This window comes from Pseudonocardia sp. ICBG1142 (genome assembly GCF_020496255.1).
Taxonomy (GTDB): domain Bacteria; phylum Actinomycetota; class Actinomycetes; order Mycobacteriales; family Pseudonocardiaceae; genus Pseudonocardia.
The window spans coordinates 578,545-603,256 of sequence record NZ_JAHLJC010000005.1; the positions used below are offsets into that span (position 1 = coordinate 578,545).

The 24,712-nt window shown below is 72.9% G+C and carries 24 protein-coding genes; 13 read left to right on the forward strand and 11 right to left on the reverse strand.

Annotated elements, in window-relative coordinates; genetic code table 11:
- Positions 1-68: 68 nt before the first annotated feature.
- Together KPL59_RS08010 and KPL59_RS08015 are read right to left on the reverse strand one after the other, a co-directional pair.
- Complete coding sequence (locus tag KPL59_RS08010; RefSeq protein WP_226360406.1) at positions 69-665, reverse strand: TetR/AcrR family transcriptional regulator; 597 nt, start codon at positions 663-665, stop codon at positions 69-71.
- Positions 662-1,480, reverse strand: coding sequence for an enoyl-CoA hydratase/isomerase family protein (locus KPL59_RS08015; protein WP_226360407.1), 819 nt, complete (start codon positions 1,478-1,480; stop codon positions 662-664). Before KPL59_RS08015 ends, KPL59_RS08010 begins: the two co-directional genes overlap by 4 nt.
- A gap of 214 nt (positions 1,481-1,694) precedes the next feature.
- Between KPL59_RS08015 and paaZ the strand changes: the two genes are divergently transcribed.
- The 3 genes from paaZ to KPL59_RS08030 are packed head-to-tail and all read left to right on the forward strand — an operon-like array spanning position 1,695 to position 5,768.
- On the forward strand, positions 1,695-3,725 hold the full coding sequence (gene paaZ, locus KPL59_RS08020; RefSeq protein WP_226360408.1) for a phenylacetic acid degradation bifunctional protein PaaZ: 2,031 nt from the start codon (positions 1,695-1,697) through the stop codon (positions 3,723-3,725).
- Positions 3,725-5,056: a phenylacetate--CoA ligase PaaK gene (gene paaK / locus KPL59_RS08025; protein WP_226360409.1), complete on the forward strand. Its 1,332-nt coding sequence runs from the start codon at positions 3,725-3,727 to the stop codon at positions 5,054-5,056. The genes paaZ and paaK overlap by 1 nt, the downstream gene beginning before the upstream one ends.
- A 49-nt stretch (positions 5,057-5,105) precedes the next feature.
- Positions 5,106-5,768, forward strand: coding sequence for a DsbA family oxidoreductase (locus KPL59_RS08030; RefSeq protein ID WP_226360410.1), 663 nt, complete (start codon positions 5,106-5,108; stop codon positions 5,766-5,768).
- On the opposite strand, the gene KPL59_RS08035 is transcribed toward KPL59_RS08030, so the two are convergent.
- Entirely contained in the window at positions 5,765-6,193 is a 429-nt protein-coding gene (locus KPL59_RS08035; RefSeq protein WP_043276485.1) for an Lrp/AsnC family transcriptional regulator, read from the reverse strand. The genes KPL59_RS08030 and KPL59_RS08035 overlap by 4 nt on opposite strands.
- A 171-nt stretch (positions 6,194-6,364) precedes the next feature.
- Here KPL59_RS08035 and pdhA point away from each other — a divergent pair, with 171 nt between their 5' ends.
- From pdhA to KPL59_RS08050, 3 genes are read left to right on the forward strand one after another with little or no spacing between them, the layout of a single operon-like run.
- The gene (gene pdhA / locus KPL59_RS08040) at positions 6,365-7,423 is read left to right on the forward strand and encodes a pyruvate dehydrogenase (acetyl-transferring) E1 component subunit alpha (protein WP_374111602.1); all 1,059 of its coding nucleotides are present in this window, start codon (positions 6,365-6,367) and stop codon (positions 7,421-7,423) included.
- 53 nt (positions 7,424-7,476) lie between these two features.
- Entirely contained in the window at positions 7,477-8,445 is a 969-nt protein-coding gene (locus tag KPL59_RS08045; RefSeq protein ID WP_226353483.1) for an alpha-ketoacid dehydrogenase subunit beta, read from the forward strand.
- Positions 8,442-9,965 (forward strand): dihydrolipoamide acetyltransferase family protein, encoded by a 1,524-nt coding sequence (locus KPL59_RS08050; RefSeq protein ID WP_226360411.1) that lies wholly within the window; start codon positions 8,442-8,444, stop codon positions 9,963-9,965. The genes KPL59_RS08045 and KPL59_RS08050 overlap by 4 nt, the downstream gene beginning before the upstream one ends.
- Before the next feature lie 27 nt (positions 9,966-9,992).
- Here the strand turns inward: KPL59_RS08050 and KPL59_RS08055 are convergent, their stop codons facing one another.
- Both KPL59_RS08055 and KPL59_RS08060 read right to left on the reverse strand, forming a co-directional pair.
- On the reverse strand, positions 9,993-10,634 hold the full coding sequence (locus KPL59_RS08055; protein WP_226353477.1) for a cupin domain-containing protein: 642 nt from the start codon (positions 10,632-10,634) through the stop codon (positions 9,993-9,995).
- 115 nt (positions 10,635-10,749) lie between these two features.
- A complete protein-coding gene (locus KPL59_RS08060) occupies positions 10,750-11,502 on the reverse strand; it encodes an SGNH/GDSL hydrolase family protein (protein ID WP_226360412.1) in 753 nt (250 codons plus the stop codon).
- Positions 11,503-11,689: 187 nt separating this feature from the next.
- Here KPL59_RS08060 and KPL59_RS08065 point away from each other — a divergent pair, with 187 nt between their 5' ends.
- Positions 11,690-11,965, forward strand: a complete 276-nt coding sequence (locus tag KPL59_RS08065) for an ACT domain-containing protein (protein ID WP_226353475.1) — start codon at positions 11,690-11,692, stop codon at positions 11,963-11,965.
- 66 nt (positions 11,966-12,031) lie between these two features.
- On the opposite strand, the gene KPL59_RS08070 is transcribed toward KPL59_RS08065, so the two are convergent.
- The 4 genes from KPL59_RS08070 to KPL59_RS08085 form a co-directional block, all read right to left on the reverse strand.
- A complete protein-coding gene (locus KPL59_RS08070) occupies positions 12,032-13,321 on the reverse strand; it encodes an HNH endonuclease signature motif containing protein (RefSeq protein WP_226360413.1) in 1,290 nt (429 codons plus the stop codon).
- A 98-nt stretch (positions 13,322-13,419) separates the two neighbouring features.
- A complete protein-coding gene (locus tag KPL59_RS08075; RefSeq protein ID WP_226360414.1) occupies positions 13,420-14,388 on the reverse strand; it encodes a pirin family protein in 969 nt (322 codons plus the stop codon).
- Entirely contained in the window at positions 14,385-14,762 is a 378-nt protein-coding gene (locus KPL59_RS08080; protein ID WP_226360415.1) for a GNAT family N-acetyltransferase, read from the reverse strand. The genes KPL59_RS08075 and KPL59_RS08080 overlap by 4 nt, the downstream gene beginning before the upstream one ends.
- Positions 14,763-14,853: 91 nt before the next feature.
- Positions 14,854-16,008, reverse strand: coding sequence for a low temperature requirement protein A (locus KPL59_RS08085; protein WP_226360416.1), 1,155 nt, complete (start codon positions 16,006-16,008; stop codon positions 14,854-14,856).
- 54 nt (positions 16,009-16,062) lie between these two features.
- On the opposite strand from KPL59_RS08085, the gene KPL59_RS08090 reads away from it, so the two are divergent.
- Positions 16,063-17,223, forward strand: a complete 1,161-nt coding sequence (locus KPL59_RS08090) for a low temperature requirement protein A (RefSeq protein ID WP_226360417.1) — start codon at positions 16,063-16,065, stop codon at positions 17,221-17,223.
- Here the strand turns inward: KPL59_RS08090 and KPL59_RS08095 are convergent.
- Positions 17,220-18,587, reverse strand: coding sequence for a mycothione reductase (locus KPL59_RS08095; protein ID WP_226360418.1), 1,368 nt, complete (start codon positions 18,585-18,587; stop codon positions 17,220-17,222). The two genes, KPL59_RS08090 and KPL59_RS08095, sit on opposite strands and share 4 nt — an antisense overlap.
- Positions 18,588-18,729: 142 nt before the next feature.
- Here KPL59_RS08095 and KPL59_RS08100 point away from each other — a divergent pair, with 142 nt between their 5' ends.
- Positions 18,730-19,161 (forward strand): STAS domain-containing protein, encoded by a 432-nt coding sequence (locus tag KPL59_RS08100; RefSeq protein ID WP_226360419.1) that lies wholly within the window; start codon positions 18,730-18,732, stop codon positions 19,159-19,161.
- 9 nt (positions 19,162-19,170) lie between these two features.
- Here the strand turns inward: KPL59_RS08100 and KPL59_RS08105 are convergent, their stop codons facing one another.
- Positions 19,171-20,130 carry a LysR family transcriptional regulator gene (locus KPL59_RS08105; RefSeq protein ID WP_043278006.1) on the reverse strand — a complete coding sequence of 320 codons (960 nt, stop codon included), beginning with the start codon at positions 20,128-20,130 and terminating at the stop codon, positions 19,171-19,173.
- Positions 20,131-20,217: 87 nt separating this feature from the next.
- Here KPL59_RS08105 and KPL59_RS08110 point away from each other — a divergent pair, with 87 nt between their 5' ends.
- The 4 genes from KPL59_RS08110 to KPL59_RS08125 all read left to right on the forward strand — a co-directional run bounded on the left by KPL59_RS08110 (position 20,218) and on the right by KPL59_RS08125 (position 24,712).
- Positions 20,218-20,937 carry a succinate dehydrogenase cytochrome b subunit gene (locus KPL59_RS08110; protein WP_082375760.1) on the forward strand — a complete coding sequence of 240 codons (720 nt, stop codon included), beginning with the start codon at positions 20,218-20,220 and terminating at the stop codon, positions 20,935-20,937.
- Between the two features lie 3 nt (positions 20,938-20,940).
- Positions 20,941-22,908 (forward strand): fumarate reductase/succinate dehydrogenase flavoprotein subunit, encoded by a 1,968-nt coding sequence (locus tag KPL59_RS08115; protein WP_226360421.1) that lies wholly within the window; start codon positions 20,941-20,943, stop codon positions 22,906-22,908.
- A gap of 14 nt (positions 22,909-22,922) precedes the next feature.
- Positions 22,923-23,672: a succinate dehydrogenase/fumarate reductase iron-sulfur subunit gene (locus tag KPL59_RS08120; protein ID WP_020623678.1), complete on the forward strand. Its 750-nt coding sequence runs from the start codon at positions 22,923-22,925 to the stop codon at positions 23,670-23,672.
- A gap of 239 nt (positions 23,673-23,911) precedes the next feature.
- Positions 23,912-24,712 carry a hypothetical protein gene (locus KPL59_RS08125; RefSeq protein WP_226360422.1) on the forward strand — a complete coding sequence of 267 codons (801 nt, stop codon included), beginning with the start codon at positions 23,912-23,914 and terminating at the stop codon, positions 24,710-24,712.

Below are 24,712 nucleotides of genomic sequence, written 5' to 3' on the forward strand. Positions count from 1 at the left end.
GCACGCTGTCGCCCCGTCCGGGGCCGGAACGTGCTGATCGACTTCTCTGCGGGAAGCGGGTGACGGGGTCAGGGGGCCGGGACGATGCCGCTGAAGGCGGCGCGGACGACGTCCTGCGGCAGGGTGGCGGTCCCGGGGCGGCCGGGGCGGTACCACTCGACGATCGAGTTGATCGTGCCGGACAGCAGTCGGGCGGCCAGGGCGGGATCGACGTCGGAGCGGACCTCGCCGGCGTCGACGGCCTCGCTGACCAGGGCGCGCACGGCCCCGTCGAACGCGCGGCGGCGTTCCAGCGCCCAGCGCTCGGTCTCGGTGTTGCCGCGCACCCGGAGCAGCAGGGTGACGTAGGGCAGCTCGGCCATGAGCACCCCGACCTGCGCGGCAACGATCGCCCGCAGCCGCTCGGCGGGGGAGCCGGCGCGGGCCTCGGGCAGGTCGAGCACCCCGAACAGCCCGTCGACGGCGCGTTCCAGCGCCGCGCGCAGCAGCGCCTCCTTGCCCGCGAAGTGGTGGTAGAACGACGACTTCGTGATCCCGGCGGCCCGTGAGAGGTCCTCCATCGACGTCGCGTCGTAGCCGCGGTCGATGAACTCGCCGACCGCGGTCTCGAGCAGTGCGTCGCGGCCCCCGCTCGGGCGCCGGGCCCGCTTGACCGGCGAGCTCATCGGCCCTCGAAGACGGGCTTCTTCTTCGCCAGGAAGTCGCTCACGGCCTGCTGGTGGTCGCGCGTGGTCGACAGCCGGATCTGGGCGTCGGCCTCGTACTCCAGGACGGCGGGGAGCTCGTTGACCGCGCCGAAGCGCAGCGCGCCCTTCACCTCGGCGTAGGCGCGGGTGGGGCCCGCCGCGAGGTGCCGCGCCAGGTCCAGTGCGGCGTCGAGGACCTTCTCGGCGGGGACGACGTCGCGCACCAGCCCCCAGTTGCGGGCGTCGGAGGCGGTGAACTGCTCGTTCAGCATCACCAGCTCAGTGGCCCGGGAGACCCCGACGGCGTGTGCGAGCGACGCCGCGAGCCCGCTGTCGGTGGACAGCCCGATGCCGGTGAACGCGGTCGCGAACTTCAGTCCGTCCGCGGCGATCCGCAGGTCGGCGGCCAGGGCGATGCCGAGCCCGGCGCCCACGCAGGGCCCGTTGATCGCGGCGACCACCGGCTTCGGTGCCTCGTTGAGCGCGCGGATCAGCGGGTTGTAGTGCCGGCGCACCGTGCCCAGGGCCCCGACCGGGTCGGCGTCGAGCGCCGCGGCGTGCTCGCCCAGGTCCTGCCCGACGCAGAACGCCTTCCCCGCGCCGGTCAGCACGATCGCGCGCACGGACTCGTCCCCGGCGACCTCGACGACCGCGGCGAGCAGCGCCTCCTTGAGCTCGACGGTGAGCGCGTTGTACTTCGCCGGCCGGTTCAGCGTGACCACCGCGACCGACGGGTCGGTCTCGTCGCGGGTCACGAGGACGGCGGGATCGGTGCCGGTGACGGGGGAGGTCATCCGCTGAGCCTAACGGCCGACCGAACGATCGGTCTCCCCGTCCGGCGGGCGACGTCGGGAGGTGTCCCGCGCGTGCCGTCAGGCCCGTTGTCCGGGTGCCGCCGGACGGCCGGACGGACCCTGGTGCGGCTCCGTGGACCGGTGCTAGGTTCCCCGAACGAACGGTCGGTCCAATGGCCGACCCGCGACGACGAAGCGCGACGGAGGCCCGCCGATGACCCTGCTCCGCAGTCACCTCTCCGGTACCTGGCAGACGGGGAGCGGCGAGGGCCGCCCGCTGTACGACGCGGTGACCGGCGACGAGGTCGCCCGCATCTCCGCCGACGGCCTCGACCTCGCCGGGGCGCTGGAGTTCGGACGGCGGACCGGCGGGCCCGCGCTGCGCGCGCTCACGTTCCACCAGCGCGCCGCCCTGCTGAAGGCGCTCGGCCAGCACCTGCGCGAGCACCGCGAGCAGCTCTACGCCGTCTCCGCGCGGACCGGCGCGACGCTCGGCGACTCCAAGTTCGACGTCGACGGCGGCATCGGCGTCCTGCTCGCCTACGCGTCCAAGGCCAAGCGCGAGCTGCCCAACGACACGATCCACGTCGAGGGTGACGTCGAGCCGCTCGGCCGCGGCGGGACCTTCCTCGGCCAGCACGTGCTGACCCCGCTGCGCGGGGTCGCGGTCCAGGTCAACGCCTTCAACTTCCCGGTCTGGGGCCCGCTGGAGAAGCTCGCCCCGGCCTTCCTCGCGGGCGTCCCGACGCTGATCAAGCCGGCGTCGCCGACGGCGTTCCTCACCGCGGAGCTCGTCGAGCTGATCATCGGCTCCGGTCTGCTGCCCGAGGGGTCCGTGCAGTTCGTCGCCGGGTCGCTCGGCGACGCCTTCGACCACCTCACCGGGCAGGACCTGGTGAGCTTCACCGGCTCGGCGTCGACCGCGCAGACCCTGCGCAGCCACCCCGGGATCGTCCGCAACTCCGTGCGGTTCTCCGCCGAGGCCGACTCGCTGAACCTGGCCGCGCTCGGCCCGGACGCGACGCCCGGCACCGCGGAGTTCGACCTGTTCGTGAAGGCCCTCACCACCGAGATGACGGTCAAGGCCGGACAGAAGTGCACCGCGATCCGGCGCGCCTTCGTGCCGCGCGCGCACGTCGACGCCGTCGTCGAGGCGGTCACCTCGCGGCTCGCGACGGTCGTGGTCGGTGCGCCCGGTGCCGAGGGTGTCCGGATGGGGGCGCTCGCGAGCCTCGACCAGCGCGAGGAGGTCCGCCGCAGCGTGAAGTCCCTGCGCGACGCCGGCCGGATCGTGTTCGGCGACCCCGACCGCGTCGAGGTGACCGGCGCCGACGCCGACCGCGGCGCGTTCGTCTCCCCGCTGCTGCTGGTCGGCGACCCGGACCGCGCCGAGCCGCACGAGGTCGAGGCGTTCGGCCCGGTGTCGACCGTGCTGCCCTACGACACCACCGACGAGCTGATCGACTACGCCGCCCGCGGCCAGGGCTCGCTCGCCGGCTCCGTCGTCTCCGCCGACCCCGCGTTCGTCCGCGAGGTCGTGCTCGGCGTCGCCCCGTTCCACGGCCGCGTGCACGTGCTCAACGCCCGCGACGCCGGGGAGTCCACCGGGCACGGGTCGCCGCTGCCGCAGCTCGTCCACGGCGGACCGGGCCGGGCCGGCGGTGGCGAGGAGATGGGCGGCGTGCGCGGGGTGTTCCACCACATGCAGCGCACCGCGGTCCAGGCCGACCCCGACTCGCTCGCCGCGATCACCGGCCGCTGGGTCACCGGAGCGCAGCGCCACACCACCGACGTGCACCCCTTCCGCAAGCACCTGGAGGAGCTGCGCCCGGGCGACTGCCTGGTCGCCGGCCCGCGCCGGGTGACCCGGGAGGACGTGGAGCACTTCGCCGAGTTCACCGGCGACACGTTCTACGCGCACATGGACGAGGCAGCCGCCGCGGCGAATCCGCTGTTCGGGCAGCGCGTCGCGCACGGCTACCTGGTCGTGTCCCTCGCCGCCGGGCTGTTCGTCGACCCCGACCCGGGCCCGGTGCTCGCGAACTTCGGCGTCGACGGGCTGCGGTTCCTCACTCCGGTCCGCTTCGATGACGAGCTCACCGTCACGCTGACCTGCAAGCAGCTCACCCCGCGCGAGTCCGCCGGGTACGGCGAGGTCCGCTGGGACGCCGACGTCACGCGGCAGGACGGCGAGTCCGTCGCCCGCTACGACGTGCTCACCCTCGTCGCGAAGAAGGACGCGTGATGACCGCGGCCACCAGGCGCCTCGGCGACGCGCCCCCGGCGGAGCTGCTGGACCCGGCCGAGCGGATGTCGGTCGACGAGCTGCGCACCCTGCAGCTGGGGCGTCTGCAGTGGACGTTGCGGCACGCCTGGGACAACGTCCCGCACTACCGGCGGAGGTTCGAGGAGCACGGCGTGCACCCCGACGACTGCCGCGAGCTCGCCGACATCGCGAAGTTCCCCACGACGACCAAGGCCGACCTGCGGGAGACCTACCCGTTCGGCATGTTCGCGGTGCCCCGGGAGCGGATCGCACGGATCCACGCGTCGTCGGGCACCACGGGCCGCCCGACCGTCGTCGGCTACACCGCGGGCGACCTCGACCGGTGGGCCGGGCTCGTCGCGCGGTCCATCCGGGCCGCGGGCGGGCGCCCCGGCCACCGCGTGCACGTCGCCTACGGGTACGGGCTGTTCACCGGCGGGCTCGGCGCGCACTACGGCGCGGAGAAGCTGGGTGCGACCGTCATCCCGGTCTCGGGCGGCATGACCCCGCGCCAGGTGCAACTCATCGGCGACTTCGCCCCCGAGGTCATCATGCTGACCCCGAGCTACATGCTGACCCTGCTCGACGAGTTCGAGCGCCAGGGCGTCGACCCGCGGGCCACGAGCCTGCAGGTCGGGATCCTCGGCGCCGAACCGTGGACCGAACGGATGCGCGCCGAGATCGAGGAGCGGGCCGGCATCCACGCCGTCGACATCTACGGGCTCTCCGAGGTCATGGGACCCGGTGTCTCGCAGGAGTGCGTGGAGACCAAGGACGGCCTGCACATCTGGGAGGACCACTTCCTGCCCGAGGTCGTCGACCCGCTCGACGGCACTCCGCTGCCCGACGGCGCCGAGGGCGAGCTGCTGTTCACCAGCCTCACCAAGGAGGGGCTGCCGATCATCCGCTACCGCACCCGCGACCTCACGACGCTGCTCCCGGGCACCGCGCGGCCGCAGATGCGGCGGATGGCCAAGATCACCGGCCGGTCCGACGACATGATCATCCTGCGCGGGGTGAACGTGTTCCCGACCCAGATCGAGGAGATCGTGCTCCGCACGCCCGGGCTCGCGCCGCACTTCCAGCTGGAGCTGACGACCCGGGGCAGGCTCGACGCGATGACCGTGCGCGTCGAGGCCCGCGGCGACACCCCCGCCGACCGCCGCGACCCGGCCGCCGCCGAGCTCGTGCGCGCGGTGAAGGAGACCGTCGGGATCTCGGTGACCTGTGAGGTCGTCGACCCGGACACCCTGGAGCGCTCGGTCGGGAAGCTGCAGCGCCTCAAGGACCGGCGGGAGCCGAGGGCCTGACCTGCCCGGCGCGGGAATGCCGCGGGTCCCGCGCGGGTTGCGACCGGTCGTGAAGCTCGAGATCTGGTCCGACGTCGTCTGTCCGTGGTGCGCGATCGGGCGGGCGCGCCTGGAGACGGCGTTGTCCGGCTTCGCGCACCGCGACGAGGTGACACTGCGTTGGCGCAGCTTCGAGCTCGACCCGGCCGCGCCGCGCGAGCAGCCCGGTGACCGCGCCGAGCACCTGGCGGCCAAGTACGGCGTGAGCGTCGCGGCGGCCAGCCGGATGGAGGAGCAGGTCACCGCCACCGCGGCCGCGGACGGGCTGGAGTTCCGCTTCGACCGGGCCCGCCACGGCAACACCGTCGACGCCCACCGGCTGCTCCACCACGCCTGGGCGACCGGCGGGTCCGCGCTGCAGGACACGCTGAAGGGGCGGCTGCTGCGCGCCTCGTTCACCGACGGCGAGCCGATCGGCGATCCCGAGGCGCTCGCCCGGATCGCGGTGGCCGCCGGTCTCGACGACGGCGGGGCGCGCGCCGTGCTCGGCTCCGACCGGTACCTCGACGACGTCCGCGCCGACGAGGACATGGCCCGCCGCCTCGGCATCACCTCGGTGCCGTTCCTCGTCGTCGACGACCGCTACGGCGTCGCGGGCGCCCAGCCGGTGGACGCGCTGCGCCGGCTCCTCGACACCGCCTGGTCCGAGCAGGAGACACCCGCCCGGAGCTAGCGGGACTCGTCCTCGAAGATCAGGATCGTCCGCGTCGACACGACCGTCGGGAGCGCCTGCAGGCGTTCGAGCACGACGCTGCGCAACGCGTCGTTGCCGGTGGTGCGCACCAGCAGCAGCACGTCGAAGTCCCCGCCGACCAACGCCATGTGCCGGACCTCGGGGATCGCGCGCAGCTGTTCGCGCAGCTCGCGCCAGCTGTTCTGGCGCACCGTCAGCGTCACGTACGCCGAGGTGTGCAGCCCCACCCGGTGCGGGTCGACGACGGCGGTGAACCCGGTGATCACGCCGTCGTCGACGAGCCGGGCGAGGCGGGCGTAGGCGTTCGCCCGCGAGATCGTCAGGCGCTCGGCCAGCGCGCGCCCGGTCAGCCTGCCGTCGTGCTGCAGCTCCGCGACCATCCGCCGGTCGATGTCGTCGAGCACCGCCGCCTCCGTTCGTCTCGCCGGGACCCGCCGGGCGACGGTGCCCGGGACCACTCGTCCGGGGCGGTGTCGCACTCAGGGCCGATCGTCTCGTCCTCTCCCCGATCCAGGCTGATCGTACGGATCATGCGCCATTCTCGGAGCACTGTGTCCGCACGGAAGGGAGTCGTCGTGGACGACCGGCACGAGACCGTCCGCCTCGTGGAGCCCGACGGCACCACGGTTCCCGGGGCCCAGCTCCCGTCGCCCGACCGGCTGCTCGCCGGCTACCGCGGGCTGGTGCGCGCCCGTCGGCTCAACGAGCAGGCCGGCGCGCTGGTCCGGCAGGGACGCCTGGCCGTGTACCCGTCCTCGCGCGGGCAGGAGGCCTGCCAGGTGGCCGCGGCGATGGTGCTGTCCGACGGCGACTGGCTCTTCCCGACCTACCGCGACACCGCCGCGATCGTCGCCCGCGGTGTCGACCCGGTCGAGGTCCTCACGATGCTGCGCGGGGACCGGCACTGCGGCTACGACGTCGCCGCCCACCGCGTCGCCCCGCAGGCGACCCCGCTCGCGACGCAGCTGCTGCACGCGGTCGGCGTCGCCCACGCCGCGCGGCTCAAGGGCGAGCCAGACGCCGTCCTGGCGCTCTGCGGCGACGGCGCCACCAGCGAGGGCGACTTCCACGAGGCGCTGAACTTCGCCGCGGTCTTCCGGGCGCCGGTGGTGTTCCTGGTGCAGAACAACAAGTACGCGATCTCGGTGCCGCTGCACCGCCAGAGCGCCGCCGCCAGCCTCGCGGACAAGGCGGTCGGCTACGGCATGCCCGGTGTCCGGGTCGACGGCAACGACCTCGCCGCCCTGCTCACCGTGCTCGACGACGCCGTGGAGCGGGCCCGCGCCGGCGACGGCCCCACGCTGGTCGAGGCCGACACCTACCGGATGGACGCCCACACCAACGCCGACGACGCCGGCCGCTACCGCAGCGACGGCGAGGTCGCCTCCTGGGCCGCCCGCGACCCGCTCGCGCGCCTGCGCGCCCGGCTGCGTGCCGAGGGCCTGCTCGACGACGACGCCGAGCGCGCTCTCGTCGAGGAGACCGAGCAGATGGCCGCCGACCTGCGCGCCGGCATTGCGGCCGAGTCCCCGGTCGACCCCGAGGAGCTGTTCGCGCACGTCTACGCCCACCCCACCCCGCAGCTGCGCGAGCAGCGCGACCAGCTGCGTGCCGAGCTGGAGGTCACGCCGTGAACACCGGCACCGCGAACACCGACACCGTGCACACCGGTCCCGTGAAGCTCACGATGGCGCAGTCGATCAACACCGCGCTGCGCGAGGCGATGGCCGCCGACCCGACCGTCGTCGTGTTCGGGGAGGACGTCGGCCCGCTCGGCGGGGTCTTCCGGGTCACCGACGGGCTCACCGCCGAGTTCGGCGAGCACCGCTGCTTCGACACCCCGCTCGCCGAGTCCGGCATCGTCGGCACGGCGGTGGGAATGGCGATGAACGGGCTGCGGCCCGTCGTCGAGATGCAGTTCGACGCGTTCGCCTACCCGGCGTTCGAGCAGATCGTCAGCCACGTCGCGAAGTTCGGCAACCGCACCTCGGGCCGGATGCGGCTGCCGATGGTCATCCGGGTGCCCTACGCCGGCGGGATCGGCGGCGTCGAGCACCACTGCGACTCCTCCGAGGCGTACTACGCCCACACCGCAGGGCTGACCGTGGTCGCCCCGGCCACGAACGCCGACGCCCACGGCCTGCTCCGCGCGGCGATCGAGTACCCGGACCCGGTGATCTTCCTGGAGCCGAAGAAGCACTACTTCACCTCCGAGGAGGTCGACACGGCGGTGCCGGTGCCACCGATCGGACGTGCCGTGGTCCGCCGCCCCGGGGCCGACGCGACGCTCATCGCCTACGGGCCGACGGTCCCGGTCGCGCTCGCCGCCGCCGAGGAGGCCGCCCTGGAGGGCCGTGACCTGGGCGTGGTCGACCTGCGGTCGATCGTCCCGTTCGACGACGAGACCGTCTGCGCGCAGGTGCGCCGGACCGGGCGGGCGGTCGTCGTCGCGGAGGCACCGGGGTTCGCCTCGGTCGCCTCGGAGATCGCCGCCCGGGTCTCGGAGCGCTGCTTCCACCACCTCGAGGCACCGGTGCGCCGGGTGACCGGGTTCGACGTGCCCTACCCGCCGCCGAAGCTGGAGCAGCACCACCTGCCCGGGGTGGACCGGGTGCTCGACGCGGTCGACTCGCTCGGCTGGGAGGACGCGGCGTGAGCGCGCAGGTGTTCACCCTGCCCGACCTGGGGGAGGGGCTGACCGAGGCCGAGCTGGTCCGCTGGCTCGTGGCCGACGGGGACACCGTCGGTGTGGACCAGCCCGTCGCCGAGGTGGAGACGGCGAAGGCCGTGGTCGAGGTGCCCTCGCCGTACGCGGGCACGGTGCTGTCCCGGCACGGCGCGGAGGGCGAGACGCTGCGGGTCGGGGAGCCGCTGGTGTCGGTCGGGGATGCCACCGGGGCCACCGAGGCCGCCGGGGGCGCCGGGGACGCCGGGTCGGGCAACGTCCTGATCGGCTACGGGACGACCGGCGGGCACGAGGGGGCCCGCCGGCGTCGCCGGGCGGTGAAGCGCGCCTCCGCGGCCGCCACTCCCGCGGCCGCCGCACCCACGGCTGCCGTACCCGCGGACGCCCCCGCGTCGCCCCCGTCCGCGGTCCCGGCAGCGACATCCGCGGTCCCGGCGGCGACATCGGCCGCCGACGGCGCACCGGGCGAGCGTCGGCCGGTGCAGTCGCCGGTGGTGCGGCGGCTGGCCCGTGACCACGGCATCGACCTCGCGACGGTCGAGGGGACCGGACCCGACGGGATGGTGCTGCGCCACGACGTGGCCGTCGCCGCGGCCCGCGCTGCCGCACCGACCGCTGCCGCACCGACCGCTGCCGCACCGACCGCTGCCGCCCCGCCGCCCGCCGCCGCGGAACGAGCCACCGTCCCGACCACGACGGCCGCGACCGGCACGGCCGCGATGGCGACGGCCGCGACCGGACCGACCGCTACCGGTCCGACCCCGGCCGCACCGGACCGCGACCCCCGCACCGGGCTCGCGGTCCGCGAGGTCGTGCCGCTCCGCGGCGTCCGCCGCGCCGTCGCCGATACCCTGACCCGCAGCCGCGCCGAGATCCCCGAGGCCACGACCTGGGTCGACGTCGACGCCACCGACCTGCTCGCCCTGCGCCAGCAGCTCACCGGCACCGACGGCCGTCCGGTCGGGCTGCTCGCGATCCTGGCGCGGTTCGTCGTCGCCGGTCTGGCCCGGTTCCCCGAGCTCAACGCCCGCGTCGACACCGGGTCCGCGCAGATCGTGCACCTCGACGGGGTGCACCTCGGCATCGCCGCGCAGACCGACCGCGGCCTGGTCGTCCCCTCGGTGGCCGACGCCCACCGTCTCGGGATGCGCGGCCTCGACACCGAGATCCGCCGCCTCACCGCGGCGGCCCGGGACGGCTCGGTCACCGCCACCGAGCTGACCCGCGGGTCGTTCACCCTGAACAACTACGGGGTGCTCGGCGTCGACGGCAGTGCCGCGATCATCAACCATCCCGAGGTCGCGATGCTGGGCGTCGGACGGGTGCTGCCGCGGCCGTGGGTCGTCGACGGCGCGGTCGTCCCGCGGTCGATCACCCAGCTGTCGCTGGTGTTCGACCACCGGGTCTGCGACGGCGGCACCGCGGGCGGATTCCTCCGCTTCGTCGCCGCCGCCGTCGAGTCGCCGCTGTCCGCGCTCGCCGACCTCTGAGCGCGCCCGGTTGAGCGCGCCCGGTGCTCAGCGGCGGCGGGTGATCACCACCGGCTCGATCCGCTGGGGAACCTGCGCGAACGCCGACTCGGGCACCCCGAACGACGCGGCCAGCACGTCCCGCGGGATCGCGTTGAGGCTGCCGACGATGCCGATGTCGTCGTCCGGCTCGGCGGTCGAGGTGTTGAACACGATGAGCACGTCGAGCGGCTCGGTCGTCGACGCGTTCTCGAAGTAGTGGAACAGGCCCGTCGGCGCGAACACGAGGTCACCGCGCTCCGCGGTGAAGACGTCGTTGTGGTACTCGCCGTCGGGGTGGGTGCCGAGGATGGTCCACTTCGCGGTACCGGAGACGATGTAGTTCAGCTCCCACGCGGTCGGGTGCCAGTGCGGCTCCCGGATCCCGCCGGGGTCGAGGTGGGCCAGGTACACCGACCCCTGCTGGCCGGCGAGCACCGGGAAGTTCTGCTCGTTCGCCCCGCGCAGCCACCCGCCGTCGAAGGTGTTGGGCTCGGTCGCCGCGAGGTGGAACAGGTGGCCGGGCTGCCCGGTCCGCGGCGGCGTCGGAGCGCCCGCCCCGGCGGTCCCGCCCGTGGCGGCCAGTCCCGCCATCCCCGCCACCCCTGCGACACCCGCGCCCAGGGCCCGTCGCCTGCTGATCCCCGTCATGGTCTGCTCCTTCCACCGAAATCGTTGCCAGTCGCAACGGTATGGCGGACGGTGATCCATCGGGGTGATCACTTTCAGCGGCTTCCGTGATTGCGCAGTCACGGATCGGCGCAGCTCAGCGCGCCGGGACGGCCGTCCAGTACGGGGCCTTCGCCGGACGGCCGTCCCCGGACGACCGGCCCCGCAGACGTCGCCCGACCCAGGGCAGGACGTGGGTGCGGTAGTAGGCGAGCGCTGCGGCCGGTCCGGTCGGCGGGTCCGCGGCGACGGTCGTCGCGGGCGTCGCCCCACGCACACCGAGCGCCTCCAGCACGATTCCCGCGGCGCGCAGATGCCCGGGCGTGCCCAGGTGCAGGCGGTCGTCCGACCAATAGCCGGGCCGGCGGATCTCGGTGTCGCCGAACACGTCGACGAAGGTGAGTCCGCGTGTGGCGGCGAGCGTGCGCACCGCCGCCGACAGCTCCGCGCCGCGGCGGTGGACGACCCGTCCCAGTGGAAGCCGGTCCGACGGGTCGGCACCGCTGAGCAGCACCAGCCGGACCCCGGCCGCCGCGCAGCGGTCGACGGCGCGGGTGGTGAGCGCGGCGAGCCCGGCGACGTCGGTGCGGGGGCGGAGCATGTCGTTCCCCCCGCCGTTGAGGGTGATCAGGGTCGGCGCGGGGTCCAGCGCCAGTGCGGCATCGAGCTGCGGCCCGACGACGTCGGCCAGCAGCCGGCCCCGTACGGCCAGGTTCGCGTAGTGCACCGGCTCACCGGAGGCGCCGGCCAGCCCGGCGGCGACCCGGTCGGCCCAGCCGCGGGGGACACCCGCCGCGTCCTCGTCGCCCACGCCCTCGGTGAAACTGTCCCCGATCGCCACGTACCGCACGGCGCCAGCATCCGCGTTGCGGTCACCACGGCTCCGCCCGGGGGTGGTGACGGCTGTTACCCTCGACCCGTGCGCGGTCGGATCATTACCCGGCGCGCCGGCTGAACCCAGGGAGCCGGCGCGTGGCACGTGGTGCCCGCCGGACCTGGCCGGATCCTGACGTTCGCCCTCGAACACCGGAGATCCGATGAACGCCCCCACCGCCGAGCGCGCCCGCACCGGGACCGATCCCGCCGAGCACGGCCACGTCGTCTCGCTGCTCCTGACCGACGCCGATGACGGCCTCTACAAGGTCCTCACCATGCTGCGGTCGCGCCGCTGGAAGGTCCGCTCGCTGCAGGTCGACATGTCAGCCGAGATCAGCCGGGTCGACCTCGTCGTCGCCCACGACGGCCGGGACGCCGACCTGCTGCTCGAGCAGCTGCGCCGGGTCGTGCCGGTGGTACGCGCCGACCTGGGCTGAGCCGGGCGCGGTGCCGTCGTCCACCGCCGGGATCTCGTGCCCGCCGGGCGGAGACGCATCCTCCGGTCAGTCCGGTCCGCGGTAGGTGTGTCCGGTGGGTGTGGTCGTGAGGACGGTCCCGTCGGGTGTTCGGGCGATGTGCCATCCGGGTTGTTCGCGGATGTGGTTGTGGAACTCGCAGACCCCGCGGCCGTTCTCCAGTTCGGTGTGTCCGCCGTCGGTGTGGCGGTGGATGTGGTCGATGTGGCGGGCGGGTGCGTCGCAGTAGGGCTCGGTGCACCGGTTCCCGGCGCGGGCTTTCACGAGGGTGGCGAGCAGTCCGGTGAAGGTGCGTTGGCGTGAGTCGCCGCCGATGACAAGACCCTGGTCGGTGAGCAGCCGGCGCAGGGACGCGGTGCCGTCGCTGGTGGCGAGCAGGTCGGCCGGGACGGGTCCGAGTCCGGGGATCTCCGCGGGGAGTGGGGAGGTGGGGTCGAGCAGGGCCTGGACGGGGACGGTGACCTGGACTTGCAGGTTGACCGCGGTGGCGGTGGTCTGTCCGGTGAGGCGTTCGACCAATGTGTCGGCGAGTACCTGTCCGCGGCTGCGGGTCAACGGTGCCGGGTCGACCTGGACCTGCACGAAGGCTTTCTGTAGTGCGGCGAGGCAGGCGGCGCCCTGTGCGACGGGGATGTAGGCGGTGAGGTAGCTCATCGCGTCCGGTGCCGGGCGTAGGGTGACCCGGCGTTCGGCCGCGGCGGCGTGGACGCGGGCTCGGAAGCGTTCGGGCGCGATTTCGGCGACCAGGCGGCGGGTCATGGCGCGGAGCCGGCCGATGCCGAGCCGGGTGAGGTCGTGTGTGGCGAGGCGGGTGTCGAGGTGCCTGCGCTGGTGTGGGTCGAGGTCGCGGCGTTCGACGGCGATGGCGGTGACCTTGGCGGCGCTGAGCTCGCCGGCGGTGTGGAGGCCGCGGATGTGGTCGAGTCCGGTGTGCAGGTCGCGGGCGTTGGCGAGGCGGGTGCGGGCTTCGGCGGTCGAGACCCGGCAGGCGAGCTGGATCTGGGCGACGACGCTGCGGTGGAGCCGCTCGACGTCGGTCCGGGCGCGGTCGCTCCCGTCGGTCCCGTCATCGGTGAGCCGGTTCTGGATGTGCGTCTGGGCGAACGCCCGGATCCGACTCGCCTGCAACGCGGCGAGGGAGGCCTGGAGCATCTCGATCTGCTGGATCTGGTCGATCAGTTCCGCCTCGGACACTGCAGAGGTGTCGGCGGCGTGAGTGTGATCGACGAGGAAGCGGAGCAGATCGAGGTCACCGGCCGGGGACCCACCGGAGCCCACGCCGGTGGCGTGGTCGGGTGGCTCCTGGGTCGCGGTCACATCGCCGATCCCAGTCGAACATGTGTTCGATCGCTAGTTTCCGTTCGCAATCGCGAATCTCTGACCTGCGAGGACAGGGCAGCAGAGTCGTGCCCCGCCTACCCGCGAGGAGTCAACCGCGCGTTCGGCAGCTCCGGCGCCGGCAACGTCGAGTCCCAGGCGTCCGGGAACATCCCGAAGCGGCCACCGTCCCGCCCCCCGGCGGCACGCTCGTCCTGCCACTGCTCCCGGAAGGCCACGACCTCGTCGTGGGTGGAACCGACGAAGTTCCACCACATCACGATCTGCTCGCCCAGCGGCTCCCCGCCGAGCAGCACCAGGCGGGCGCCGTCGTCGCCGGCGTGCAGATCCAGGGCCGTCCGGCCCGGCGGGAGGTACACGAGCTCGGCGGCCGCGGCCGCGGTGCCGCTCACCCGCGCCGAGCCGGTGTCGACCAGCACACCGTGCTCGAACCCGGCGTCGACGTCCAGCGTCACCGACGCGCCGGCGGGCAGCACCACCTCGGCGCCGAGCAGCGGGGTGAACGTCGGGACCGGCGACGACGACCCGGCCAGCGATCCGAGGAACACCCGCAGCGCGGCGTCCCCGGCATGCACCCGGGGCGGTGCGTAGTGCTCGAAGCGGGGGGTGGTCTCCCGGTGGGCGGCGGGCAGCGCCAGCCACAGCTGCACCCCGTGCAGCACCTCGGTGTCGGGGGTGGAGAACTCCGAGTGCGCGATGCCGGATCCCGCGGTCATCAGGTTCAGCTCACCCGGGCGCACGATCGCGTGCGCTCCGGTGGTGTCGCGGTGTTCGACCCGGCCGGTGAACAGCCACGACACCGTCGCGAGCCCGGTGTGCGGATGCCCCGGCACGGCCATCCCACCGGTGTCGGCGACCCGGTCCGGGCCGTAGTGGTCCAGGAAGCACCAGGCCCCGATCAGCGACCGGGTGCGCCGCGGCAGCGTCCGGCGCACCGTCATCGCGCGCGGCCCGCCCAGCGGCACGTCGCGCGGGGTCACCAGCTCCCCGTCGGCGGCGTCGCCCCCGCAGACGACCTCCTCCGGCGCGGTCTCGACGTTGCTCACCGCGCGCTCCTCCGGACGGCGGCGACGGCGTCGGGCGTCACCGGGTCGAGGATGTCGGCATAGCCCTGATGGGTCGACACCCAGCGCCGCACGTACGGGCAGACCGGCACGATGCGCTTCCCGGCGGTGCGGGTGTCGTCCAGCGCGAAGCGGACCAGGGTGCTCGCGAGCCCGCGCCCGGATAGCTCCGGATCGACCTCGGTGTGGTGGAAGATCCGCTGCCCGTGGTCGTCGACGTACTCGGCCCTGCCGACCACGGTGCCGTCGATCAGGATCTCGTAGCGGTGGTGGCCCGTGTCGTGGGTGACCACGGTGTCGTGGTCGGTGTCGTGGTCGGTGTCGTGGTCGGTGTCGTGGTCGGTGTCGCCGGACATGTACTCAGCCTCTCAGGACGCGCGGCGCCGCACCACGCGGCGCAGGTTCACCGGCTCCCGCAGGTGCCGGCCCCTGTCGTCTCCGAACCCGTCATGCGGCGACGGTGTTCCGGGCGGGGGCAGTCTCGACGGTCACGACCACCGCCACCATCACCACCGCGGCCACGACCGGGGTGAACGGCGCGAACGCCGACAGCCCCAGCAGCACCGCCAGCACGACGACGGCGGCGCTGCGGCCGGCGGCGAGCACGGGGCGCAGCGCCAGCGCCCACACCCCGAGGACGAACAGCGCGACCGGCACGGTCAGCGTCGCCCCGGCCGCGGCGGCGGACAGCCCGGTCCCGGTGGTGTCGACGTCGACGGCCACCTCGATGCCCGCCGAGAAGGCGCCGGCCGCGGCGAAGACGAGGTAGTGGCCGTAGCCGTGCACCAGCGCCCGCGGCATGGCCCGCAGGTGCTCGTGCTGGCTGTGGGCGAAGTAGACCCACCACATGCCCGCCGCCAGCACGAGTCCGCACGCCGAGAGCACCAGCAGCGGGCCGAGGTGCTCGGCGGAGGACAGCGCGTCGACCACGGCCGTCGTCGACGCCAGGATCGACTCACCCAGCAGGATCAGGGTGAACAGGCTGTAGCGCTCGGCGATGTGGTGCGGGTGCCACGGCGTCGACCGCGCACGCTCGGCGACCACCGGGACCGCCAGCTCGGCCAGTGCCAGCACGACGAACCACACCGGGTGCGGGGCGACGAGCACCCAGGCGATCCACAGCAGCTGGACGACGGCGATGCCGCCCGCGTAGCGGAGCGCGGTGGTCCGCAGCGCGGGGTGCGATCGCGCCGCCCGCAGCCACTGCGTGACCATCGCCAGCCGCATCACCACGTACCCGGCGACGAGTACGCCGTAGCCCTCACCGGCCATCGCCGAGGGCGTCCCCGCGGCCATGACCAGCGCGCCCGCCATCTGGACCAGGGTGGTGGCGCGGTAGAGCCAGTCGTCGACGTCGAAGGCCGAGGCGAACCAGGTGAAGTTCATCCAGGCCCACCAGATGCCGAAGAACACCATCAGGTAGGACCCGACCCCGGCGCCGACGTGCCCGCCGGACTCCTCGTGGTGCAACGCCGCCGACGACAGCGACACCGCCACCACGAACACCAGGTCGAAGAACAGCTCCAGCGGGCTGGCCACCCGGTGGGGCTCGTCCGGATCGCGGGGGCGCATCTCGCGCAGACCGAGGTTCACACCGCCCATCGTTGCGCGCCGCACTACCCTTCGGCAGCGCCGACACGGGAAAGGAGCCCACCGATGACCACACCGGACATCCGGCCGCGGGTGCTGCGACGGGAGGGCGACTCCGAGGTCGCTCCGATCGAGCTGTTCTTCGACCTCGTCTACGTGTTCGCGATCGTCCAGGTCTCGCACACCCTGCTCTACCACCTGACCCCGATCGGGGCGCTGGAGACGGCGGTGCTGTTCGCCGCGGTCTGGTGGCTGTGGAACTACTCGGCCTGGGCGATGAACTACCTGGACCCGGGACGCCCGTCGGTCCGGATGCTCAACGCCGGGCTGATGCTGGCGGCGCTGGGGATGGCGCTGGCCCTGCCGGGCGCGTTCGGTGAGTCCGGGCTGCTGTTCGCACTGTGCTTCGCCGCCGCCCAGATCGGGCGCCCGCTGTTCCTCGTCGTGACCATGCGCGGGCACGTCATGGCCCGTAACTACCGCAACCTGCTGGTGTGGAGCACGGCCGCGTCCGTGCTCGTCGTCGTCGGCGCGTTCCTCCCGCCGGTGGCGCGGCTGGTCGTCTGGGTGCTGGCCGTCGCCGTCGACATGGCCGGGCCGCGGTTCGAGTTCCGGGTGCCGGGGCTCGGGCGCACCCCGATGGACGAGTGGCCGACCGACGTGGAGCACCTCGCCGAGCGCAACCGGCTGGTGTTCATCATCGCGCTCGGCGAGTCGATCCTGATCATGGGTTTCACGCTGTCGGAGATGGAGGACGTGACCCCCTACGCGGTGGTGATCACCCTGCTCGGCTTCGCCGGTCTGGTCGCGCTGTGGTGGTCCTACTTCGCGCTCGCCGGGCACGGCACCCGGGCGAGCTCCGGCGACGGGTCGACCCGTGCGGCGCGGGCCGCGTTCGCCTACGCGCACGGCCTGATGGTGGCCGGGGCGGTGCTGTTCGCGGTGGCGATCGACCTGCACCTCACGCACCCGGAGAACACTCCGGCGCTGGTGCTGACCTCGGTCGGCGGTCCGCTGCTCTACCTCGCGGGCAACAAGCTCTACCTGCAGGGCCGCGCCGGGACGGTCGGGCGGTCGCGCTACGTGGCCGCCGCGATCCTGGTGGTGGCCGCGGTGGTCGCGCTGGTCGCCGGACACGCCCTGCCCGCGATCGCGATCGGGCTGGTCGTGCTCGCCGTGGTGATCGGCCTGGCGGTGGCCACCGAGCTGACCGAGCGGCGCGCCTAGTCCGGGTCGGCGGCGTCGCGCAGCGCGTTCTCCAGCACCTCGCTCAGCGCGGGGTGGATCCAGTACTGTACGTCGGCGAGGCGCTGCGCGGTCACGCCCAGCGCCATCGCCTGCACCAGCTGCTGGACCAGCGTCGACGCCTGCGGGCCGAGCAGGTGCGCCCCGAGCAGCGTGCCGTCCGGGGCGACGAGGACCTTGCAGAACCCGCGCTGCTCCTCCATCGCCCAGCCGAAGGCGACGTCGGCGTACTCGTGGAACCCGACGCGGAACTCCAGGCCCTCCTCGCGGCACTGCTGCTCGGTGCGGCCGACGGCGCCGATCTGCGGAGTGGTGAACACCGCGGCCGGGACGAACCCGTGGTCGGCCTCGCGCAGGTCGTCGGGGTGGGCGAGGTTGTGCCCGACGACCTCGGCCTCGTGGTTCGCGACGTGCTTGAGCGGGTGCGGGGACGAGATGTCGCCCAGCGCCCACACCCCGTCGGCGGTGGTGCGGCCGTGGGCGTCGACGACGACGCGGCCGGCGTCGTCGGTGTCGATCCCGGCCCGGTCCAGGTCGAGCCGGTCGGAGTTGGGGCGGCGCCCGGCCGCGACGAGCAGCCGGTCGGCCCGCACCTCGGTGCCGTCGTCGAGGTGCAGCCGTACGTCGCCCGCACCGCCGGTGACCCTCTCCACCGTCCGTCCGGTGTGGACGGTGAAGCGCTCGCGGGCGGCGTCGGTGAACCGCGCCACGACGGTCTCGTCCATCCCGCCGAGCAGGGTGTCGGCGCTCTCGACGAGCGTGACCTCGCAGCCGAGCCCGCCGAACACGTGCGCGAACTCCGCTGCGATGTAGCCACCGCCGATGATCGCCAGGTGCCCGGGCAGCTCGTCGATCCGCATGATCGTGTCGGAGGTGTCGAACGGGACGCCCGAGTCGGCGACCGGCGGCGGGACCACCGGTCGCCCGCCGACGGCGAGCACGATCCGGTCCGCGGTGAACTCGGCGGTGCCGCCGTCGGCCAGGTCCACCGTCATCGCGCGTGGCCCGGTGAAGCGGGCCGTGCCGTCGTAGACGGTGCCGTGGTCGCGGCGGTGGTCGCGGCCCTCGTCGCCGATCGGGTCGAGTCGGGAGAACACCCGGTCCCGGATGTCGCTCCAGCGGATCCGGTCGATCCGGGCGTCCACCCCGTAGGTCGACGCCGCGCGGACCGTCTCGGCGACCTCGGCGGTGTAGGCGAGCATCTTGGTCGGGATGCAGCCCACGTTGAGGCAGGTCCCGCCGAACCGGGTCGCCTCGACGTGGGCGACGTCGAGACCGTCGAACCGGTCGTCGACGATCGTGTTCCCGGATCCGGTGCCGACGACTGCGAGATCGTGATGGGCCACCCGCCGAGCCTAGGAAGACCGGCGCCCTCCCGCGCGTCGACGCCGGGCGGGGCCGTCACCGGGCGATCGGCGTGCGGTACCGGCACCGCACTGGCACCCTGACTGCGGCGGTGGCGCGGCGCCCCGCGGGAGGCGGCCGGTGATGACCGATCCGACGGAGGGCCCGGGGGGAGTGCCCGGCCTGTCCGCCGCGACCGCGGAGGGTGGTCTGACCCTGGAGGCGGTGCCGCACCCGTCGGGTCCGGTGGTGCTGCACGCCGTCGGCGACGTCGACCTCGCGACCGCGCCGTTCCTGGCCGAGCAGGTGGGCGACTGGCTCGCCGCGGCCCCACGGATCGTGCTGGACCTGTCCGGGGTGGGCGTGTTCGCCTCGGCCGGGATCTCGGTGCTGCTCGACTGCCAGCACGCCGCCGTCGCGGCCGGGGTGGTCCTGGAGCTGTACTGCGGCGCGGCCCGCCAGGTCCGCCGGGTCCTGCAGGTCACCGGCACCTGCGAGCACCTGCGGGTGCTCGACCCGCACCCGCCGCCGGCGACCCCCGACGGCCGCGCCCCGCTGTTCCCGGTTCCCGACTGACCCCGGTCCTCAGCCGAGCAGCTCCCGGCCGGTCCGGTGCCGGTGCAGCACCTGGACGTCGGTCGTGCCCTCCCGCAGCGACGCCGAGGTGTCGGACATGTGCTCCAGCAGCGTGTCCGCGAAGGCGATGACGGCCGGTGTGGGGGCGATGTCGGCGCGCCGCGCCAGCGCCACCGTGCGGTGGATGGCCGGGTTGAGCACCGTGCGCCGCAGCCGCGGCCGCCCGATGAACGTCAGGTCCGGCACCACCGCCACCCCGGTGCCGGCCTCGACCATGCGCAGCACGGCGTCCATCTGGCCGCCCTCGACGGCGATCCGCGGCGTGACCCCGGCGACCGCGTAGGCCCGCAGGGTCACCTCCCGCAGGTCGTAGCCCTGGCGCACCATCACCAGGTCGTGGCGGGCGAGCTCGGAGACGGTCATCGACCCGCGCGGGGTCAGCGGCCTGCGTGCCCGTGGGGAGGCGACCGAGAGCCGTTCGCGGAGCAGGGGAGCGGTGTGCAGCGTCGGGTCCACCCCGTCGGGGGGCACGATGACCAGGGCGACGTCCAGCGCGCCCTGGACCAGTGCCGCCTCCAACGGCTGCGAGCCGTCCTCGGCCAGCTCGACGGCGATCTCGGGGTGCCGGGCGTGGAAGACCCGCAGCACGTCGGACAGCACGCCGATGCACAGCGACGGCGTCGCGCCGACCCGGACCCGGCCGCTGCGCAGGCCGACCATCTCGGCCACCGTCGTGCGGACCATGTCGGAGTCGGCGAGCATCCTCCGTGCCAGTGGCAGCACCGCCTCACCGGCCGGGGTCAGTGTGACGACCGACCCGCGGTTGATCAGCGGGGAGCCCAGCTCGTCCTCCAGCGCCCGCAGCGCGCGGCTCAGGGTCGGCTGGGCGACCCCGACCTGGTCGGCCGCCCGAGTGAAGCTGCGCACGTTTGCCACGGCGACGAAGTACATGAGCTGCTGAAGTGTCACACGCATAGCCTACGGCTATGACCGGAGACCGTTTCATGCATTGGACTGCCTTACCCGTTGGTATGTCCACTGGACGACGTGGTCACGATGTCCGAGAAGTCCCGGGCCGGCGGCGGAGCCAAGCCCGCCGCACCCCGGCGTCCGCGCACGCCCAGTGCGCTGCTGAAGTTCGTGATGGCGGTGAGCGGCGTCGTGCTGCTCGGCTACGTCACGTTGCACATGATCGGGAACCTGAAGATCTTCTTCGGCCCCGAGGCGATCGATCACTACGCGGCCTGGCTGCGCACCATCCTGGAGCCGGCGCTGCCCTACTCGGGCATGCTCTGGATCGTCCGTGTGGTGCTCGTCGTCGCTGTGGTCGCCCACATCTGGTCGGCGACGGTGCTCGCCCTGCGCGCGCGCAAGGCCCGCCCGATCAAGTACGCGGGTGGCTCCTACCAGGTCAAGGGCAGCTACGCGGCCCGCACCATGCGCTGGGGCGGCGTGATCATCGTGCTGTTCGTCGTCTACCACCTGCTCGACCTCACCGCGGGCACGCTGAACCCGAACGGCGTGCACCTCGCGGTGGCGGACAACCTCGCGGCCGACTTCACCCCCGCCCGCTGGTACGTCACCCTGTTCTACGTCCTCGCCGTCGTCGCGCTGGGCTTCCACGTCCAGCACGGCATCTTCTCGGGCATCCAGACGCTCGGGTGGTCGTCGAACAGGCGTGAGCGCACCATCAAGGTGGTGTCGACGGTCTTCGCCGCCGTGCTGACCCTCGGCTTCATCTCGGTGCCCCTCGCCGTCACGTTCGGAGTGGTCTGACCCATGACTGACGCCTCGTCCCACCACATCTCCTACGCCGACTACACGACCGGTGAGCCGGTCGTCGACAAGGCGGTCCCCTCGGGTGCCATCGAGACCCGCTGGGAGCGCCGCCGGTTCGGCGTCAAGCTGGTCAACCCGGCGAACAAGCGCTCGAAGAAGATCATCGTCGTGGGCTCCGGCCTGGCCGGCGGCTCCGCGAGCGCGACGCTCGGCGAGGCCGGCTACCACGTCAAGACGTTCTGCTACCAGGACAGCCCGCGGCGTGCGCACTCGATCGCCGCGCAGGGCGGCATCAACGCGGCGAAGAACTACCGCAACGACGGCGACAGCGTCTACCGGCTGTTCTACGACACGGTGAAGGGCGGCGACTTCCGCGCGCGGGAGTCCAACGTCCACCGGCTCGCCGAGATCTCGCGGCAGATCATCGACCAGTGCGTCGCGCAGGGCGTCCCGTTCGCCCGCGACTACGCGGGTCTGCTCGACAACCGCTCGTTCGGCGGTGTGCAGGTCTCCCGCACCTTCTACGCCCGCGGTCAGACCGGCCAGCAGCTGCTCATCGGCGCCTACCAGGCGCTGGAGCGCCAGGTGAAGGCCGGCACCGTCGAGATGTACGCCCGGCACGAGATGCTGGAGCTGATCGTCGTCGAGGGACGCGCCCGCGGCATCGTCGCGCGCGACATGGTCTCCGGCGAGATCGAGGTGCACACCGCCGACGCGGTCGTGCTCGCCTCCGGCGGCTACGGCAACGTCTTCTACCTGTCGACCAACGCCAAGGGCTGCAACGTCACGGCCTCCTGGCGGGCGCACCGCAAGGGCGCGCTGTTCGCGAACCCCTGCTTCACCCAGATCCACCCGACCTGCATCCCGGTCTCCGGCGACCACCAGTCGAAGCTGACCCTGATGTCGGAGTCGCTGCGCAACGACGGCCGCGTCTGGGTCCCGAAGAGGCTCGGCGACGACCGCGGGCCGAACGAGATCCCACACGAGGAGCGTGACTACTTCCTCGAGCGCAAGTACCCGGCGTTCGGCAACCTGGTGCCCCGTGACATCGCGTCCCGGGCCGCCAAGGAGGTCTGCGACGAGAAGCGCGGTGTCGGTCCGTCGGGTCTGGGTGTCTACCTGGACTTCGACGACGCGATCCAGCGGCTGGGCCGCAAGGCCGTCGAGAACAAGTACGGCAACCTGTTCGAGATGTACGAGCGGATCACGGGGGAGAACCCCTACGAGGTCCCGATGCGGATCTTCCCCGCCGTGCACTACACGATGGGTGGCCTCTGGGTCGACTACGACCTGCAGTCGACCATCCCGGGCCTCTACGTGGCCGGCGAGGCGAACTTCTCCGACCACGGCGCGAACCGCCTCGGTGCGTCCGCGCTGATGCAGGGTCTGGCCGACGGCTACTTCGTCCTCCCGGTCACGATCGGCGACTACCTGGCCAAGAACGAGCTCGACGCCGTCCCCGACGACGCGCCCGAGGTCGTCGAGGCCGTGCAGTCGGTCACCGACCGGATCGACCAGTTCCTGTCGATCAACGGCACCCGCACGGTGGACTCGTTCCACCGCGAGCTGGGCCAGATCATGTGGGACTACTGCGGCATGGAGCGCACCGAGGACGGTCTGCGCAAGGCGCTGGACCGCATCCCCGAGCTCCGTCGCGAGTTCTGGAGCAACGTCAAGGTGCCGGGTACCGGCGCGGAGCTGAACCAGAGCCTGGAGAAGGCCGGCCGGGTGGCCGACTTCCTCGAGCTCGGTGAGCTCATGTGTCTCGACGCGCTCGTGCGTCGCGAGTCGTGCGGCGGTCACTTCCGCGCGGAGAGCCAGACCGAGGACGGCGAGGCGCAGCGCGACGACGAGAACTTCTCCTTCACCTCGGCCTGGGAGTACACCGGCCGCGGGCAGGCTCCGGTCCTGCACAAGGAGGAGCTCACGTTCGAGTACGTGCACCCGACCCAGCGCAGCTACAAGTAAGAGGACCGACGGACATGAAGCTCAACCTGAAGGTCTGGCGCCAGCGCGACGCGGTCGACAAGGGGCGCCTGGTCACCTACACAGTCGACGCCGACGAGGACATGTCGTTCCTCGAGATGCTCGACGTGCTCAACGAGAAGCTGATCCTGTCCGGCGACGAGCCGGTCGCGTTCGACCACGACTGCCGCGAGGGCATCTGCGGCTCGTGCAGCATGGTCATCGACGGCCGTCCCCACGGCCCGCAGCGGGCGACCACCACCTGCCAGCTGCACATGCGGCACTACTCCGACGGCGACACGATCGTCATCGAGCCGTTCCGCTCGGGCTCGTTCCCGGTCATCAAGGACCTCGTCGTCGACCGCGCCGCGTTCGACAAGATGATCCAGGCCGGCGGCTACGTCTCGGTGAACACCGGGTCGGCGCCGGAGGCCAACTCCAACGCCGTGCCGAAGTCCGCCGCGGACCGCTCGTTCGCCGCGGCGAACTGCATCGGCTGCGGTGCCTGCGTCGCGGCCTGCCCGAACGGGTCCGCGTCGCTGTTCCTGGGCGCGAAGCTGACCCACCTGGGTGAGCTGCCGCAGGGTCAGCCGGAGCGCTACGAGCGCGTCGTCAGCATGGTGGAGGAGCACGAGGCCGCCGGGTTCGGTGGCTGCACCAACACCGGCGCCTGCGCCACCGCCTGCCCGAAGGAGATCCCGCTCGACGTGATCTCCCAGCTGAACCGCGACTACCTCGCGGCCACGGTGGGCGGCCGCAAGAAGTAGGACGCACCGTCGCGACGGCCCGGGCCACTCCCTCCGCGGGGTGCCCGGGCCGTCGTGCGTCGTGTGACGTGTGAGCCACGTCTCGATGGAGCGGCCAATCGCGATCCCGACGTAGATCACATGTGATCTGCGTCGTACTCTCTGGCGACCACCGCACCGTGTGTGCGGCGGGTGTTCACGAGGGCGCGACGTCGTGTCAGGTCTCTTCGGCGTCGTCGAGACGACAGGAGCTCCCGTACGTGTCATCCACCACTGACGCGTCCACCGGCCGGGCCACCATCGCCGCGCGCACGCTGCGCACGGACCGATGGTGGCTTCCCCCGCTGGCCACCTTCGTGGCGTTCGTCGCCTGGGTCGCGTACGCGACGGTGCGGGCGTTCATGCAGGACCACTACTTCGTCCCCGAGTACGGCTATCTGACGCCGTTCTACTCGCCGTGCGTCTCGACCGGCTGCGTCGAGGAGGCAGCGCACTTCGGCCGCTTCCTGCCCGACGTCTGGTGGCTGCCCTACGCGGCGGTCTCCCTGCCGTTCCTGCTGCTGTTCCGGCTGACCTGCTACTACTACCGCAAGGCCTACTACCGGGCGTTCTGGCTCTCCCCGCCGGCCTGCGCGGTCGCCGAGCCGCACCGGCGCTACACCGGTGAGACGCGTTTCCCGCTGATCCTGCAGAACGCGCACCGCTACTTCTTCTACATCGCCGGGATCATCACGCTGATCAACACCTACGACGCGGTGCTGGCCTTCGCCAAGCCCGGCGGCGGGTTCGGCCTGGGGCTGGGCAACATCATCCTGGTCGTGAACGTGGTGCTGCTGTTCGGCTACACGCTGTCGTGCCACTCGTGCCGCAGCGCCGTCGGCGGGCGGCTCAACCACTTCTCGAAGCACCCGGTCCGCTACGCGCTCTGGACCCAGGTCTCGAAGCTGAAGACCCGGCACAACCAGTTCGCCTGGGCGACGCTGGTGAGCCTCGCCGTCACCGACTTCTACGTCATGGCCGTCTCCGCCGGCTGGATCAGCGACCTGCGGATCGTGGGGTGA

Excerpts from the sequence above, each read along its gene's own strand:
- KPL59_RS08010 (WP_226360406.1), bottom strand. The coding sequence starts at position 665 with ATGAGCTCGCCGGTCAAGCGGGCCCGGCGCCCGAGCGGGGGCCGCGAC.
- KPL59_RS08015 (WP_226360407.1), bottom strand. The coding sequence starts at position 1,480 with ATGACCTCCCCCGTCACCGGCACCGATCCCGCCGTCCTCGTGACCCGC.
- paaZ (WP_226360408.1), top strand. The coding sequence starts at position 1,695 with ATGACCCTGCTCCGCAGTCACCTCTCCGGTACCTGGCAGACGGGGAGC.
- paaK (WP_226360409.1), top strand. The coding sequence starts at position 3,725 with ATGACCGCGGCCACCAGGCGCCTCGGCGACGCGCCCCCGGCGGAGCTG.
- KPL59_RS08045 (WP_226353483.1), top strand. The coding sequence starts at position 7,477 with ATGGCGCAGTCGATCAACACCGCGCTGCGCGAGGCGATGGCCGCCGAC.
- KPL59_RS08055 (WP_226353477.1), bottom strand. The coding sequence starts at position 10,634 with ATGACGGGGATCAGCAGGCGACGGGCCCTGGGCGCGGGTGTCGCAGGG.
- KPL59_RS08065 (WP_226353475.1), top strand. The coding sequence starts at position 11,690 with ATGAACGCCCCCACCGCCGAGCGCGCCCGCACCGGGACCGATCCCGCC.
- KPL59_RS08080 (WP_226360415.1), bottom strand. The coding sequence starts at position 14,762 with ATGTCCGGCGACACCGACCACGACACCGACCACGACACCGACCACGAC.
- KPL59_RS08085 (WP_226360416.1), bottom strand. The coding sequence starts at position 16,008 with ATGGGCGGTGTGAACCTCGGTCTGCGCGAGATGCGCCCCCGCGATCCG.
- KPL59_RS08090 (WP_226360417.1), top strand. The coding sequence starts at position 16,063 with ATGACCACACCGGACATCCGGCCGCGGGTGCTGCGACGGGAGGGCGAC.
- KPL59_RS08100 (WP_226360419.1), top strand. The coding sequence starts at position 18,730 with ATGACCGATCCGACGGAGGGCCCGGGGGGAGTGCCCGGCCTGTCCGCC.
- KPL59_RS08110 (WP_082375760.1), top strand. The coding sequence starts at position 20,218 with ATGTCCGAGAAGTCCCGGGCCGGCGGCGGAGCCAAGCCCGCCGCACCC.
- KPL59_RS08115 (WP_226360421.1), top strand. The coding sequence starts at position 20,941 with ATGACTGACGCCTCGTCCCACCACATCTCCTACGCCGACTACACGACC.
- KPL59_RS08120 (WP_020623678.1), top strand. The coding sequence starts at position 22,923 with ATGAAGCTCAACCTGAAGGTCTGGCGCCAGCGCGACGCGGTCGACAAG.